At 72.6% G+C, this 14,705-nt stretch carries 13 protein-coding genes and 1 riboswitch; of the genes, 4 read left to right on the forward strand and 9 right to left on the reverse strand.

Annotation, left to right across the window (positions count from 1 at the left end; all coding sequences use genetic code 11):
• The first annotated feature begins 100 nt into the window (after positions 1–100).
• Both EXW95_RS01190 and EXW95_RS01195 read left to right on the forward strand, forming a co-directional pair.
• Positions 101–2,200, forward strand: a complete 2,100-nt coding sequence (locus tag EXW95_RS01190; RefSeq protein WP_174365982.1) for a molybdopterin oxidoreductase family protein — start codon at positions 101–103, stop codon at positions 2,198–2,200.
• A 131-nt stretch (positions 2,201–2,331) separates the two neighbouring features.
• On the forward strand, positions 2,332–3,555 hold the full coding sequence (locus tag EXW95_RS01195; RefSeq protein ID WP_174365983.1) for a nitrate/nitrite transporter: 1,224 nt from the start codon (positions 2,332–2,334) through the stop codon (positions 3,553–3,555).
• Between the two features lie 196 nt (positions 3,556–3,751).
• Here the strand turns inward: EXW95_RS01195 and EXW95_RS01200 are convergent, their stop codons facing one another.
• The 3 genes from EXW95_RS01200 to EXW95_RS01210 all read right to left on the reverse strand — a co-directional run bounded on the left by EXW95_RS01200 (position 3,752) and on the right by EXW95_RS01210 (position 7,004).
• Positions 3,752–5,524, reverse strand: coding sequence for a diguanylate cyclase (locus EXW95_RS01200; RefSeq protein ID WP_174365984.1), 1,773 nt, complete (start codon positions 5,522–5,524; stop codon positions 3,752–3,754).
• 74 nt (positions 5,525–5,598) lie between these two features.
• Positions 5,599–6,648 carry a diguanylate cyclase gene (locus tag EXW95_RS01205; protein ID WP_174365985.1) on the reverse strand — a complete coding sequence of 350 codons (1,050 nt, stop codon included), beginning with the start codon at positions 6,646–6,648 and terminating at the stop codon, positions 5,599–5,601.
• The gene (locus EXW95_RS01210) at positions 6,645–7,004 is read right to left on the reverse strand and encodes an Hpt domain-containing protein (RefSeq protein WP_174365986.1); all 360 of its coding nucleotides are present in this window, start codon (positions 7,002–7,004) and stop codon (positions 6,645–6,647) included. Before EXW95_RS01210 ends, EXW95_RS01205 begins: the two co-directional genes overlap by 4 nt.
• A gap of 210 nt (positions 7,005–7,214) precedes the next feature.
• Between EXW95_RS01210 and EXW95_RS01215 the strand changes: the two genes are divergently transcribed.
• Positions 7,215–8,264, forward strand: coding sequence for a GAF domain-containing protein (locus EXW95_RS01215; RefSeq protein ID WP_174365987.1), 1,050 nt, complete (start codon positions 7,215–7,217; stop codon positions 8,262–8,264).
• An 8-nt stretch (positions 8,265–8,272) separates the two neighbouring features.
• Here the strand turns inward: EXW95_RS01215 and EXW95_RS01220 are convergent, their stop codons facing one another.
• The 3 genes from EXW95_RS01220 to EXW95_RS01230 form a co-directional block, all read right to left on the reverse strand.
• On the reverse strand, positions 8,273–8,608 hold the full coding sequence (locus EXW95_RS01220; RefSeq protein ID WP_174365988.1) for a hypothetical protein: 336 nt from the start codon (positions 8,606–8,608) through the stop codon (positions 8,273–8,275).
• Positions 8,609–8,887: 279 nt separating this feature from the next.
• Complete coding sequence (cobO, locus tag EXW95_RS01225; RefSeq protein ID WP_174365989.1) at positions 8,888–9,541, reverse strand: cob(I)yrinic acid a,c-diamide adenosyltransferase; 654 nt, start codon at positions 9,539–9,541, stop codon at positions 8,888–8,890.
• Complete coding sequence (locus EXW95_RS01230; protein WP_174365990.1) at positions 9,538–10,407, reverse strand: ABC transporter substrate-binding protein; 870 nt, start codon at positions 10,405–10,407, stop codon at positions 9,538–9,540. Before EXW95_RS01230 ends, cobO begins: the two co-directional genes overlap by 4 nt.
• A gap of 143 nt (positions 10,408–10,550) precedes the next feature.
• Positions 10,551–10,666, reverse strand: a riboswitch (cobalamin riboswitch).
• Positions 10,667–10,760: 94 nt separating this feature from the next.
• Here EXW95_RS01230 and EXW95_RS01235 point away from each other — a divergent pair.
• Positions 10,761–12,317, forward strand: a complete 1,557-nt coding sequence (locus EXW95_RS01235) for a diguanylate cyclase (RefSeq protein WP_174365991.1) — start codon at positions 10,761–10,763, stop codon at positions 12,315–12,317.
• A 46-nt stretch (positions 12,318–12,363) separates the two neighbouring features.
• Here the strand turns inward: EXW95_RS01235 and EXW95_RS01240 are convergent, their stop codons facing one another.
• From EXW95_RS01240 to ureG, 3 genes are read right to left on the reverse strand one after another with little or no spacing between them, the layout of a single operon-like run.
• Entirely contained in the window at positions 12,364–13,149 is a 786-nt protein-coding gene (locus EXW95_RS01240) for a cyclase family protein (protein ID WP_174365992.1), read from the reverse strand.
• Between the two features lie 38 nt (positions 13,150–13,187).
• Positions 13,188–13,958 carry an urease accessory protein UreD gene (locus EXW95_RS01245; RefSeq protein WP_371809868.1) on the reverse strand — a complete coding sequence of 257 codons (771 nt, stop codon included), beginning with the start codon at positions 13,956–13,958 and terminating at the stop codon, positions 13,188–13,190.
• Between the two features lie 53 nt (positions 13,959–14,011).
• Positions 14,012–14,701: an urease accessory protein UreG gene (ureG, locus tag EXW95_RS01250; RefSeq protein ID WP_174365993.1), complete on the reverse strand. Its 690-nt coding sequence runs from the start codon at positions 14,699–14,701 to the stop codon at positions 14,012–14,014.
• Positions 14,702–14,705 lie beyond the last annotated feature (4 nt).

Consider the following 14,705-nt stretch of genomic DNA (forward strand, 5'->3'; position numbering starts at 1 on the left):
TCGAATAAATCGGACCTAACTTGCAGATTGTCCAGAAAAATCTGAGCGGTCTGCAAAAATTGGCCTTGACTTCCCGCGCCGCGACCGCCACCCTGGCCGCATGAGTCAGGCGACCCTGCACGCCCCCACCGTCCGGACCACCTGTCCCTACTGCGCCGTGCAGTGCACCTTCGACCTGCACCTCGAACGCGGCCTGCCCGTCAAGGTCACGCCCACCAAGGACTGCCCGGTCGCGCACGGCACCGTCTGCAAGAAGGGACTCGCCGCGCTGAACGACCTGCGCCACCCCGAGCGCCTCACCACACCGCTGCTGCGCAAAGGCGGCGAACTCACCCCGGTCGGCTGGGACGAGGCCCTCGCGTACGTCCGGGACGCCCTGGGCAGCCTGCCCCCCGAACGGATCGGCGTGTTCGGCAGCGGCAGCCTCACGAACGAGAAGACGTACCTGCTTGGCAAGTTCGCCCGCGTCGCCCTGCGCACCCCCCACATCGACTACAACGGCCGCTACTGCATGGCCAGTGCCAGTGCGGCCCTGAACCGCACTGTCGGCTACGACCGCGGGCTGGGCTTCCCGGCGGACGACCTGATCCGCAGCGACCTGCTCCTGCTGGTGGGCGCCAACGTCGCCGAGACCCTCCCGCCCCTGATGCAGTACCTCAAGGGCATCAAGGACCGCGGCGGGACCATCTATGCCATCGACCCGCGCGCCACGACGACCAGCAAGGTCTCCGGGCGGCACCTCGCGCCGCGCCCCGGCACGGACGGCATCCTCGCCCTGGGCCTGCTGCACCTCATGAAACAGTGGGGCCGCATCCGCCCCACCGCGCCCGCGCACGGCATGGCGCAGGTCCTCGCGCATGCCGACGACTACCCCCCGGCGCGGGTCGCGCACGACTGCGGCCTCACTGAAGCCGACGTATTCGCCCTGGGCCGCGCCTACGCTGAGGCCCGCACGCCCCTGATCCTCACCGGACGCGGCCCCGAACAGCACACCCAGGGCACCGACACCGTCCAGGCCTGGCTGAACCTCGCGTTCCTCACCGGGCACTTCGGGAAGGTCGGCGGCGGCTACGCCCCCCTGACCGGGCAGGGCAACGGCCAGGGCGGGCGCGAACACGGACAGAAGAACGACCAGCTGCCCGGCGCGCGCAGCCTGCGCGACCCCCGCCACCGCGCCGAGATCGCCGCCCTGTGGAACGTCCCCGCTGAGGCGCTGCCGCAGCCCGGCCACAGCGCCCAGGAACTCCTGAACGCCTGCGGCAACCCCGCCGAGGGTGGCCTGGACGCCCTGATCGTCATCGGCAGCAACCCGGTCGTCAGCGCCGCCGGCGCCGGACAGGTCACGCAGAACCTGAAGGCACTCAGGCACCTGATCGTGATCGACTTCCTGCCCAGCGAGACCGCGCAGCTCGCCACACTGGTCCTGCCGGGCAGCATGTGGTGCGAGGAGGACGGCACCACCACCAACTTAGAAGGCCGCGTGCAGCGCCGCCGCCGCGCCGTCACGCCCCCCGGCGCCGCCCGCGAGGACTGGCGCATCCTGTGCGACCTCGCCGCCGCGCTGGGCCGCCCCCACGGCTTCACGTACCCCGACTTCCGCGCGCTGCAGGACGAATTCTTCCGCGCCACGCGCGGCGGAAAGGCCGACTACAGCGGCCTGAGCGCCGACCGTCTCGACCGCTCAAGCGCCCAGTGGCCCGTCAAGACCGCCACCGGTCCCGACACCCCGCACGTGTACGCCCCGCCGTTCCTCACGCCCGACGGACTGGCGACCCTGCACGTCCCGCAGCTGCGCGCCCCCACCCTGGCCCCCCGCGCCCTGCACCTCACCACCGGCCGCCTGGGGAACCAATACCAGAGCGGCACCCAGACCCGCCGTAACCCCGCCCTGAAAGCCGAGCAGACCGTGCAGATCCACCCCGACACCGCCCGCGAGCACGGCCTGAGCGCCGGGGACCTGGTCACGCTGCGCACCGCGCACGGGCAGGCCACCGCGCCCGTTGCCCTCACGCCCGGCCTGAGGCGCGACACGGTGTTCATCTCGTTCCACTGGCCTGAGAGCGCCAACCTCCTGACCGACCCGCACGCGCTGGACCCGCACTCGCGGATGCCCGGCTTCAAGGCCACGCCCGTCACGCTGCACCCCGCGCACCTGAGCCTGCCGCTGCCCACCCGCCCGAGCCTCAGTCCGGTGTCCTGACCCCACCCCCGAGAGGAGCCCGCCATGCCGCCACCCATCCGCTGAGCACCCCCACCCACCGTCCCGTCCGGCCCCCCAGACCCGCGCTCCGCGCCGGTCCACGCCCCCCTATTGCCCACAGGAGGCCCCGCATGACCACGACCCCCGCCGCTCCGCCCCTGACCGCCGACGCCCGCCGGGTCGTCACCGCCGCCACCCTCGGCTTCACGCTGATGTTCGCCGTGTGGGTCATGTTCGCCATCGTCGGACTGCCCATCCGCAAGCAGCTGGGCCTGACCGACGCGCAGTTCACGCTGCTGACCGCCATTCCCGTCCTGACCGGCTCGCTGCTGCGCCTCCCGGCGGGCATCTGGGCCGACCGCTACGGCGGGAAGACCGTGTTCCTGATCAACACCGTCGTGACCGCCCTGTTCGCCCTGGCCCTCGCCTGGGCCGACGGGTACACCACGCTGCTGGCCCTCGCGCTCGGCGTCGGCCTCGCGGGCGTCAGCTTCGCCGTCGGGAACGCCTGGATCGCGCAGTGGGTCCCGGTCAGCCGCCAGGGCCTCGCGCTCGGCACCTTCGGCGCCGGGAACGCCGGGGCGAGCATCACCAAGCTTCTCGCGCCACTGATGATCACCCTGGTCCCGGCGGGCCTGCTGATTCCCGGCGGGTGGCACTTCGTGCCCTTCGTGTTCGGCGTCGCCCTGCTGGTGTGCGCCGCGCTCACCGCCCGCCTCACCCCCGCCGACCGCGCCCAGCCGTCGGGCCGCACCCTGGGCGACTGGCTGCGCCCGCTGGCCCGCGCGCAGGTGTGGCGCTTCGGGCTGTACTACGTGATCTTCTTCGGCGCGTACGTCGCCTACAGCCTCTACCTGCCCAAGTACTACGTCGACCACTACGGCATCCCGCTGGCGCAGGCGGGCCTGCTGACCGCCCTGTTTATCTTCCCCGCCAGCCTGCTGCGCCCCCTGGGCGGCTACCTGTCCGACCGCTTCGGGCCGCGCGCCGTGACCGTCGCCGCGTTCGCCGTCATGCTGGCCGGACTGCTGCCCCTCCTGCGCGACCTGAGCGTCACGCCGTTCATGCTGCTCACCACCATCGTCGGCATCGGCATGGGCGTCGGCAAGGCCAGCACCTACACCCTGGTCGCCCAGTGGAACCCCGGCCAGATGGGCGTCGTCGGCGGCCTCGTGGGCCTGCTCGGCGGCCTGGGCGGCTTCATCCTGCCGCTCGCGTTCGCGGCGCTGAAACCCAGCCTGGGCGGCCAGACCGCGTTCGTGGTGCTGTTCGCACTGACCGCCCTGACCACCGTGATCTTCGTGGCGAACATGGTCCGCCTGAAGGTGCTGGGCCGCCAGCCGAACTTCGCCTGATACGGGATGAAATTGACCTGCTTGCACCGTGATCGCGTTCCGTTGTCCCCTCTCCCACAGGGGGAGAGGGAGGGACTCGCAGAGCGGCGCAGCTGAGGAGCGAAGCGACGGAAGGGTGAGGGGGCCACCGGGCGACTCGGAATGACGTGGAATCACTTGAATCCCGTATGACTCCCGGCTCTGCGGGCCGACCGGATCACGACCGGTCGGCCCGCTCCTGTACGCCCGCCACCACCACGCGGTTCCGCCCGGCGCGTTTGGCGGCGTACAGCGCCTGATCCGCCGCCGCGACCAGCGCCTCCCCGCTGCCGCCCGGCGTGAGGCCCGCCACGCCCAGTGACACCGTCACCTGCCCCAGCGCGATCCCGTCGTGCGACAGGTCCAGCGCCGCCACCCGCGCGCGCAGCGTCTCGGCCAGCGCCGCCGCCTGCCCCACATCCGTCTGCGGGAGCAGCAGCGTGAATTCCTCCCCGCCGGGCCGCGCCGGGGTGCTGCCGGGCGGCGCCACCTCGCGCAGCGCCGCGCTGACCCGCACGAGCGCCGCGTCCCCTGCGTCGTGCCCGAACGTGTCGTTCAGGCGCTTGAAGTGATCGATGTCCAGCGCCACCACGCTCAGCGGCTCGCCCCCCTGCGCCGCCGCGACGCCTGACGCCAGCTGCGCCTCCAGGTGACGGCGGTTGAACAGGCCCGTCAGCGGGTCCCGGATGGACTGCTGCAGCAGCCGGTCCTGCAGGCGCAGACTCGCCAGGGCCAGCGCCACCTGCCGCGCCACGTCGTTCAGCGCCTCACGCAGCGCGCCCAGGTCCGCGTCCGGTCCCGGCTGCACGCGGATCAGGCCCAGTGTCTCCCCGTGCGAGAACAGCGGCGCGCACAGGTACCCGCCCGGCATTCCCGCGCAGCCGGGCATGAAGGGTCTCCCCGCTCCGTCCCCCTGCGTCTCACCGCGCCGCAGCGCCCAGCAGGACTCCGGGCCGGGCGTGAGCATCTCCTCGCCCCACGCCGCCGCCGGGAGCAGCAGGTTCCGCGACGCGTTGTGCTGCGCGAGTTGACCACTCGTGCCCGGCAGCAGGTGCGGCAGCGCCCGCGCCAGGATCTCCGTGCCCTCCGCGACGCTGCGGGCCGCCTGCAGCGCGTCACTCAGGCGCGCCAGATCGCTCAGCCACGCGTTGCGGGTCGCGAGCTCGTCCGCCGCGCGCGCCGACGACGCCCGCGCCTCCTGCACGCCGCGCGCCATGCGGTTGAACGCCCCGGCCAGCTCGCGGTACTCCCGCGGTCCCCGCTCGGTGACGGTCGCCGCGCCGTGATCCGTCACGCGCCGCGTGCCGCGCCCCAGTGCCGAGAGCGGCCCGGTCAGCAGCCGCGCCGTGAGCAGCGTGATCCCCACGCTGAGCAGCAGCAGTGTCACTGCCGCGCCCACCAGCACCCGGCGCAGTTCCCCCAGTTGCGCCTGCGCGCGGGCGTCCACGTCCCGCAACTGCCGCCCGAGCGATTCTTCGATCCCGCCGATGTCTGCCCGGATCTGATCCAGGATCCGTTTGCCCCGGCCGCTACGCACCATCGCCTCCGCCTCGGCGGGCCGGTCGGGCCGCAGGCGGATCTCGGGCTGCGCGATCTCCGCCTGCCACTGCCGGATCAGGTCCGAGACCTGCCCCAGCCGCGCGCGGTCCGCGTCACCCAGGGTCGCGCCTCCGCGCAGCGCGTCGATCACCGCCGGGTACGCCGCCTCGCCCCGGTAGTACGGTTCCAGGAACGCCGGTTGCCCCGCGATCACATAGCCCCGCACACCGGTCTCCATGTCCAGGACGTGCGTCAGCAGCTCCGCCGTGTGTTCCAGCTGCGTGCGGGTCTCGGTGACCTGCGCCAGGGTCTGCACCCGGCGGTCCAGGCTTCCCTGCAGGACCAGGAAGGTCGCCAGCAGCAGCGCCCAGAACGGCAACTGGGTCAGGAGCAGCAGGTGACGCAGACGCATGCCCGACACTCTAGGCGACCGGAACGGCCCGCCGCATCCGGCCCGCCGGGGGCAGCGGCCGGGGCGTGTCCGGTTCAGGTGGGCGGCTGATCCGCCCCGGACCCCGCAGGCGTGGGAGGCCGCACGTCCGGCGCGCCCGGCACGTCCAGCGGGTGCGTCCAGGCGAACGCGCCGTTGCGGCCCGCGTGCTTGGCGCGGTACAGCGCCTGATCCGCTGCCTCGCGCAGCGGCACCTCCCCCGTGAGTTCCGTGCAGGCCACCCCCAGGCTGACCGTCACGTACCCCAGCGGGTGCCCCGGATGCGGCAGGCGGCGCTCCGTGAGGGCCGAGATGACCCGCCGCGCGACCGTCAGCCCCCCGGTCAGGTCCGTGTCGAGCAGCAGCAGCGCGAACTCCTCGCCGCCGTAGCGGGCGGTCAGGTCGGTGCGGCGCGGCGTGCAGTCGCGCAGCAGCGCCGCGACCTCCTGCAGGCACGCGTCCCCGGCCGGGTGGCCGAGCGTGTCGTTGTACCGCTTGAAGTGATCGATGTCCAGCATGATCAGCGTGACGCTCAGGCCGCTGCGGGCGTGCAGGGACAGCGCGCGGTCCAGGTGCGCGTCGAACGCCCGTCGGTTGGCGATCCCGGTCAGGCCGTCCGTGACGCTCAGTTCCGTCAGTTGCTCGTTCAGGCTGCGCAGGGACGCCGTCATGAGTTCCAGTTGCGCCTCGCGTTCCCGCCGCGCCCGCAGCGCCCGCGTCAGCCGCGCCGCGTGCAGGGTCCGCGCGCACAGCACCGTGGGCCGCACGGGTTTCGTGACGTAATCGTTCGCGCCCGCCGCGAAGGCCTCGTCCAACCGGTCGTCCTCCTGCAGCGCCGTGACCATGATCACGCTCAGGTCCTGCAGGTGCGCGTGAGCGCGCAGTTCCCGCAGGAACGTCAGGCCGTCCGTGCCGGGCATCACCAGGTCCAGCAGCAGCACGTCCACGTCCGTGTGCCCGCCGCGCAGCCCCAGCGCCTCACGCGCCCCGTCCAGCGTCGCCGGGGCCTCCACGCGCGCCCCGAGCCCCTGCAGCGACTGCCGGAGCATGGCGCGCATCAGGGCGCTGTCGTCCACGATCAGGACGTGCAGCGGCTCGGGCGTCACGGGCCACCGCCGCTGTCATACCCGCGCAGGCGCCCGCACAGGTCGCTCGCCGCCGCAGACGGGGCCGCGCCGGGCCGCAGGTCCCCCAGTTCCGCCCCCAGCACCTCGCACGCGATCCCGGCGTCCGCCAGCCACGCGGGTGAACCGTTCGGCGGCTCGCCGCCCAGCAGCCGCTCCAGCTCGGCCGCGACCAGCTGCACCCCGCGCACGTCCAGCATCGCCGCGCTGCCCTTCAGCGTGTGCGCCGCCACGAACGCCGCCTGCCACTGCGTGTCCGGCTCGCGGCACAGGCGCCGCAACTGCGCGAGGTGCCCGGCGGCCTCCTCCGCGAACAGGTCCATGAACTCCGCCGTCATCACGGCCTCCCTCCCGTGCACCGGGCGGCGCGTCCATCCACACGAACCCGCCTCACCGGCAGGCCCACAGGCATCCATGCGAGAGGGGCGACTGACATGCTTCGACTGTGCGGCGGCGCCTCTTGCAGACTTCTCACGCCCACGTTCATTGACGCGCGCCGGTGCAAAACGTCACGCCGCGCCTGCACAGCGGAGTGTCATGATGCCCGCATGACCCCCGAAGCGGACCGACTGAACGCCCTGGCCCGGTACGCCGTGCTGGACACCCTGCCGGAGAACGCCTTCGACCGCGTGACCCGCATCGCCGCGCGACTGTTCCACGCGCCCATCGCGCTGGTCACGCTCGTGGACCAGGACCGCCAGTGGTTCAAGGCGTGCCTCGGCCTGGACCTGCGCCAGACCGACCGGTCCGTGTCGTTCTGCACGTACACCATCCAGTCCGACGGGGTCATGGTCATCCTGGACGCCACGCGCGACCCGCTGTTCGAACACAACCCGCTCGTGACCGGCGCGCCCCACATCCGCTTCTACGCCGGCGCGCCACTGGTCACCCCGGACGGCTTCCGGCTGGGCAGCCTGTGCGTGATCGACCAGCGGCCCCGCGAGACCTTCCCCGAATCGGACCGGGCGCTGCTGACCGACCTGGCGCAGTCGGTCGTGACCGAACTGGAACTGCGCTTCACGCAGCGCACCCTGACCCAGGAAGCCGAGGCCCGCGCGGGCCTGCTGCGCACCGTGCAGGACGCCCAGACCCTCGCCGAGGCGCTGCTGGGCGTCAGTCAGCTGACCAACTTGGACCTGTCCGTCGAGGAGACCGCCACCTTCGCGCTGCCGCTGACCGCGCACAGCGCCGGGGTGGACTGGGCCGCGCTGCTGCGCCTGGATCACGTCATGACCGCCCTGACCCACTGGACCGGCAGCGCCGCCGGAGAAGCGTTCCACGCCGCGCTGCCCGACCAGCTCCCGCGTGGCGAGGGGCTCGCGTGGCAGGTCGCCGACCGCGACACCCCGCACTACGCGCACGACTACGCCCAGCAGGACGGCGCCGCCGCGGCGGTCGCGCAGGCCGGAGGGGACGCCGTGGCCTACGTGCCGCTGGGCGCGTTCCACGGCGCGCAGTACGTCGCCGCGTACGCCCTGACCGGAACGGGCCGCGCGTGGTCAGCGCGGCAGCGGGAACTGCTCGAGGCGTCAGCGGGCATCGTCCGGCAGGCGATGTGGAACCGGCACCAGCGGGAACAGCCGGTGCCGGTGTACTGACCCCGCCGTCAGACGGGGGGGCGGGTGCAGATCAGGCCGTTGAAGTACAGTTCGTCCCGCGCCTGCTTGCCGTTCTGGTTCAGGTGTTCGTGCGCCATGTGCGCGTCGTAGGCCTGCTGAGAGACGCTGATCACCACGTAGCCGTTGCTGTCCACGGCGCTCGTCGCGTGGCAGATCAGGAGCTTGTTGGGGTGGTTCTCCCCGTAACTGCCGCCGTTCCCGCGCGGGTAGCCGGGCAGGTCGATCTTGACGACCACGCCGTCCGGCAGGATGGTGGTCTCGGGTCGGTCGGCCAGGGCGGAGCCGAGGCCAAGGGCGGCGAGCAGGGTCAGGGTTCTGAACATGGAATCCTCCGGCGAGATGAGGTGAACTTCACAGAGCGGCTCAGGTAGTGTAGTTTTTTTCACGCGTGAGTGTGTGTGCGTTCCCTTCACGTCACCTGCCCCCGGGTGGGGGAGGCCGACCGGGCGGCACTCATGAACGGGACGCCCGGCGCCCCCGCGCCGGAAGGGGCACCCCCCCGATTTCACCTTCAACCGCTGTCCCCCGGTGCGCGAGCTGACTCGCGTGGCTCGCCTGCCCGCTCTGCTGCGCCGCTCTATGAGTCCGTACGAATGGTGCCGTCAGTACTCGATGCCGGTCTGCCCGCCGATCCCCTGCTCGTAGGCGTGCTTGACGGGATGGATCTCACTGACCGTGTCGGCCAGTGCCACGAGTTCCGGCAGGGCGTCCCGGCCGGTGATGACCACGTGCAGGCGGGGGTCGCGGGCGCGCAGGGTGGCTTCCACGTCCGCCCAGGGCACCCAGCCGTACTTGAGGGGGTACGTGAACTCGTCCAGGACGATCAGGTCGTCCTCGCCGGACTGGATGGCGTCCCGCGCGAGTTCCCAGCCGTGCGCGGCCAGCGCCGCCGAGTTCTCCAGGTCGCGGCTGCGCCACGTCCAGCCGTCCCCGAGGCCCTGGTACGGGATGCCCAGCAGGTCCAGGGTGCGGTGCTCGCCGAACTTCGCGGTGTCGTGCTTCAGGAACTGGAACATCCGCGCCTTCAGGCCGCGTCCGTGCGCGCGGATCATCAGGCCCAGCGCGGCGGTCGTCTTGCCCTTGCCGTTGCCGGTGTTCACGATCAGCAGGCCGCGGCGGCCCTTGCTGATCCCCTCGGGTTTGCGGTACGCGTCGCGCTGCGCGGTGAGGTCCTGCATGGCGCGCGCGCGGCGTTCCTCCGTGCTGACTGCAGTGTTGTCGGTGCCGGTCCGGTCGGGGGTGGGGGCGTCGGTCACAGGCGCGCCTCGGGGTGCAGGAAGCGGATCAGGGCGCGCAGCGCCTGCGCCAGGCGCGGGCCGGGACGGCTCAGGGCGTCGCGTTCCTCGGCGGTGGGTCTGAACACCCGCCCGGACGTCACGGCGCGCAGGCCAGCCCAGCCGGGACGCGAGCGGGCGTCCTCCAGCGTGAGGCCCACCATGACCTGCGGGTTGCGCCGCACGATCAGTTCCGGGTCGAGTTTCGGGAAGTCGCCCAGCGCGGGCGGCACGATGGTCTGCCCGCCGGCCTTCGTGATCAGCGTCCCGATGAACGAGTTCGGTCCGACCGAGTACGGGCTGGGGTCGATCTCGTAGTACGTGCTGACCTTCGGCAGGCCCGCCACGCTGCGCTGCAGGGCGTTCAGTTCGGCGCGCATGGCCGTCGTCAGACGCGTGGCGTTCGCCTCGCGGTTGGTGAGCTTGCCCAGCATGGCGATCTTCTCGAACACCTCGCCGTACGTCTGGCCCGTCCCGCCGTACACGGTCAGGCCCGCCTGCGCGAGCTTCTGCGTCAGGCGCGACCCGGCCGACTCGTCGGCGAGCACCAGATCGGGCTTGAGCGCCACGATCGCCTCCAGGTCCGGCTGGTACGCGCTGCCGACCTTCGGCACGCGGCTCACGACCGCCTGCGGATAGTTGCTGTACACGTCCACCGCGACCAGTGTGTCGGCCGCGCCGATGGCGGCGAGCGTCTCGGTGTGGCTGGGCAGCATGGCGATGATGCGCCGCGGTTCGGCCTTCAGGGTGACGCTGCGCCCCAGGTCGTCCGTGACGGTCAGCGGGTAGGAGGTCGCGGCGGCAGGGGAGGCCAGCAGGGCCAGGATCAGGACGGGGGGTGTACGCATGGTGAAGCTCCGTGTATGTGGGGGCGCGGGCGGGAACAGCCCGGACGTCCAGCGGCGCGAGAATCCGCTGTGGCCCGGTGGGGCCCCGGCCCGCCTCCGTGACGGAGCGGTCCTGACATGGCCCTCTGACGGCGAGAGGTGCCCGTAAATCGGGCGTCCCTGAGGGGCATTCGGGCTCGCGTTCCATGAACGCATACCGCTGCGCGACAGCGCCGGACTCTCACCGGACTTCCCCGCACTCAGGTGACGATGAAGGTAGCACGCCTCACCTTTACCTGACAGCGCGCAAGGACTGTGAGAGGCGCGGCGCGGCACACTCGGTCCAGGAGATCCCTCCCGCCACAGGAGCCCCCATGCCCGCAAGCCTGCACCTCGCCGACCACGCCTGGACCCTGCGCGACCTGGACCCCGTCCAGGCCCGCACGCTGGCGCGCCGCAGCGCCGAGGGCCGCGCCGAACTGGAAGCGCAGGTCGTCCACGCGTACCTGGACTGGCGGGCAGGAGACTTCGAGGGGGCGACCCGCTGCCTCGCCGCCGCGCTGACCACCCTGCGCGCCGAGGGACCCAGCGTCTGGCAGGCCCGCGCCGCGAGCGTCCTGTCGTGCCTCGCCGGGGACCTGAACGAACCGGACCTCGCCCTGACCCTGCTGGACGAGCAGATCCAGCTGTGCGAGGCGCTGGACATCACCGAACTGCGCGCGTCGGGCATCCACGACCTGGCGGTGCAACTGCGCCACCTGAACCCCGCCCGCTCCCGCGAACTGCTGCTGCAGGCCAGGGACGCCTTCCGGCGCTGCCGTTACCCCATCGGGGACCTGCTCGTGCACGGCAACCTGGGTGAACTCGACCGTGAAGCCGGACAGTACGACTCCGCCCTGCGCCTGCACCGCGCGGCCCTGAGCGACCCGCTGATCGCCCACCACCCCAGCATCGAGGCCTGGACCCTGCACGGCGCCGTCCGCGCCGCGCACCAGGGCCGCCTGCCCCGCCCCGACGCGGAACTCGACCGGCTGCGCGCCCTGCTGGACTCCCCGCACCTGGACGTGCAGGTCGAGGTCGTGCCCGCGCTCAGCCTGCACCTCCCCCCGCACGAGGCCGCGCGGCTCCTGCGGGGCGTACTCGACCGCCCCGACCTGGGCAGCCACTACCGCGCGGGCCTGCTGCACGAACAGCTCTCGGAGGCGCTGGAGGACACCGGGGACGACCGGGGCGCCCTGCGGCACCTGAAACTCGCCCGGCAGCACGAACGGCGCGCCCACGCCGGACAGACCCGCCACGCCGCGCGCCTGATGGACATCCTGCGCGGCATGGACGACACCCGCGCCCGCAACGCCGCGCTGGAACGCCACCTGAACGAACTGCGCACCCTGCACGCCCAGGCGCAGCGCCAGAGCCTCACCGACCCCCTGACCGGCCTGGGGAACCGCCGACAGTTCCAGCAGGACCTCCAGACCCTCACAGGCGCCGACGCGCTGCTGCTCATCGACCTCGACCACTTCAAACGCGTGAACGACACCCTGGGCCACCCCACCGGCGACACGGTCCTGACCCAGCTGGGCCGCCTGCTCGCCAGCGCCAGCCGCGGCGAGGACCGCGCCTACCGCTACGGCGGCGAGGAATTCGCCGTGATCCTGCGCAGCCTGCCCGCCCAGGCGCTCGACGGCGTCGCCGAGCGCGTCCGGGCCGCCGTGGAACGCAGCGTCTTCCCGGACGTTCCCTGGACCCTGACCGTCTCCATCGGCGCGGCCCGCGCCGCCGACCTGCCCGGCGACGCCATCCTGCGCGGCGCCGACGAGGCCCTGTACGCCGCCAAGCGCGCCGGACGCAACCGCGTGCGCCGCTGGGCCGCCGCGCCCCCCACCATGGGCAGCAGCGACCACCTGCGCCCCCTCGACTCCGCCGTGCTGTGACCCCGCCGCGCTGTAAAATCGCCGCACTGTGGCCCGGACCCCCGGTTCACTCCACGAACGCCACCACCCGCGCCCACCCGGCACTGGCCCCCTCGACCTTCACAGGAAACGCCATCACCGTGAAGCCCGTCGCGGGCAGTGATTCCAGGTTGCACAGCTTCTCGATCTGCAGGTACGGGCGTTCCAGGCCGTAGAAGTGCGCCTCCCAGAACTCCGCGCGGCCTGCCACGGCGTCCTGGATCAGCGGACCGAAGGGCCGGTCGATGCCCCACGCGTCGATGCCGATCAGGCGCACGCCCCGCTCGACCAGCCACGCCAGCCCGTCGCGGGTGTACCCGGCGTGCCGCTGCTCGTACCCGGCCTCGCGGTAGTGCGCGCTCGCGCCGGTCAGGGTCAGCACCACGTCCCCCGCCGCCAGGGTGTGCCCGGCGGCGTCCAGCGCGGCCTGCACGTCACTGGCGGTGATGCCCGCGCCCGGCGCGAGGTGCCGGACGTCCAGGCGCACGCCGCGCCCCCAGCACCAGTCGAGTGGCACCTGATCGATGGTCAGCGGGGCGCTGCCGTCCGCCATGCGCGGCCCGTAATGGTACGGGGCGTCCACGTGCGTGCCGCTGTGGGTGCTCAGGGTGACGTTCTCGACACTCCAGACGTGCCCGCGCGCCAGCACGGCGTTCATCGCGGGCTCCGGAAGGTTCAGCAGGCCGCGCGCCTGCCCGGCGGCCTGCGCGTGATCCACGTACGTGATGCGGTGCGGGTTCGGTTCGAAGTCGCTCGTGGCGTTGCTCAGCGGGACGGACAGGTCGATCAGGCGGGCGCGGGAGGACGGGACCATGACTGCACTGTACCGGGCACCGGGCGCTGGACCTGCGCTCAGCGCCGCACCTGCACGGGCGGCGCGTGCCACATGGCGGCCCGCAGCTGGTCGCGCGCCCCGCTCAGTGTGGCGTCCAGCACCGGTCCGCGCGCCGCGACGCCGCGCAGCCACACCGCGCCGCCCGCCGACACCCCGGAGGCCAGCACGCCCGGCACGTCCGGCAGGTCCGCCGGGACCGGGCCGCCGACGAACACCCCGGACGCCTGATAGTCCTGCCCGCTCCACACGCCCGGCGCGCGGGTGAATTCGCCCGGCACGAGGCGCTGCCGGTCCAGGTACACCCGCCGCCCCGCGACACTCACCTGCACGCGACTCTCGTAGGACAGGAAGGCCAGCCGCTCGCCGGTCTGCACCCGGCCCGACGCGAGCGTCTCGGTCAGGGCGAACTGCGCGCCGACCTCCAGCTCGGCGGTCAGGGTCTGCGTGAACGCACTCCCGGCGAAGGGAATGGTGCGTTCCGGGTGGAATTCCAGCCGCGCGCCCGCCGCCACCGTGAAGTGAACGTCCTGCGTGGCGGGGCGACCATCCGGCGAGGGCTGTACCCGTGTGGCGGACTGCGTGAGGATCAGCACCTGCGCGCCCGCCTCCACCGTCACGCGGATCTCGGCGTGATCGCCGCCCAGCACGCCGCCGGTCGGGTTCACGATGAAGACCATCAGCGTCCCGCACGGCAGTTCGAAGGGCCGGATGACCATCAGCGGCGCCTTCTGCGTGTCCCGCAGCAGCGCGGTCCGTCCGCCCCGCACGCCGAAGTGCAGGTGCAGCACGCCCGTGCGCGTGCGGGCCAGCAGGGTGCCGGAAGACAGGGGGCGGGGCAGGGTCAGACCGGCGCTCCCCGTTGGCCCGTGTCCTGCAATCCCACGCGGGGCGGCGGCACGTCCCGGAACAGCAGGTCGTGCTCGATCCACGCGATCACGTCCGCCAGCCCGTCGCCACTCTTGAGGTTCGTGAACACGAAGGGCCGCACCTCGCCCCCCACCGTGCGCCCGGCCCGCGCGTCGGCGTCCATCACGCGCAGGTCCGCCCCGACCAGCGGCGCGAGGTCCGTCTTGTTGATCACCAGCAGGTCACTGGCGCGGATGCCGGGGCCGCCCTTGCGCGGCACCTTCTCGCCGCCGGACACGTCCAGCACGAACATCCATGCGTCCACCAGCTCCGGCGAGAAGCTGGAGGCCAGGTTGTCCCCGCCCGACTCGATGAACAGCAGCTCCAGGCCCGGATACTCGCGCGTCAGGGCCTCCGCCGCCTCCTGATTCAGTGAGGCGTCCTCGCGGATCGCGGTGTGCGGACAGCCGCCCGTCTGCACGCCCCGGATGCGGTCGGCGGGCAACGCGGCCGCGGCCGTCAGGATCCGCTGGTCCTCGAAGGTGTAGATGTCGTTCGTGATGACGGCCAGCTCGAAACGGTCGCGCAGCGCGCGGCACAGCGCCTCCAGCAGCGCCGTCTTGCCACTGCCGACCGGGCCGCCCACGCCGATCCGCAGCGGAGAGGAGGGGGTGTGGTGGGTCATGGGG

This window comes from Deinococcus sp. JMULE3 (genome assembly GCF_013337115.1).
In the GTDB taxonomy this organism is placed as follows: Bacteria; Deinococcota; Deinococci; order Deinococcales; family Deinococcaceae; genus Deinococcus.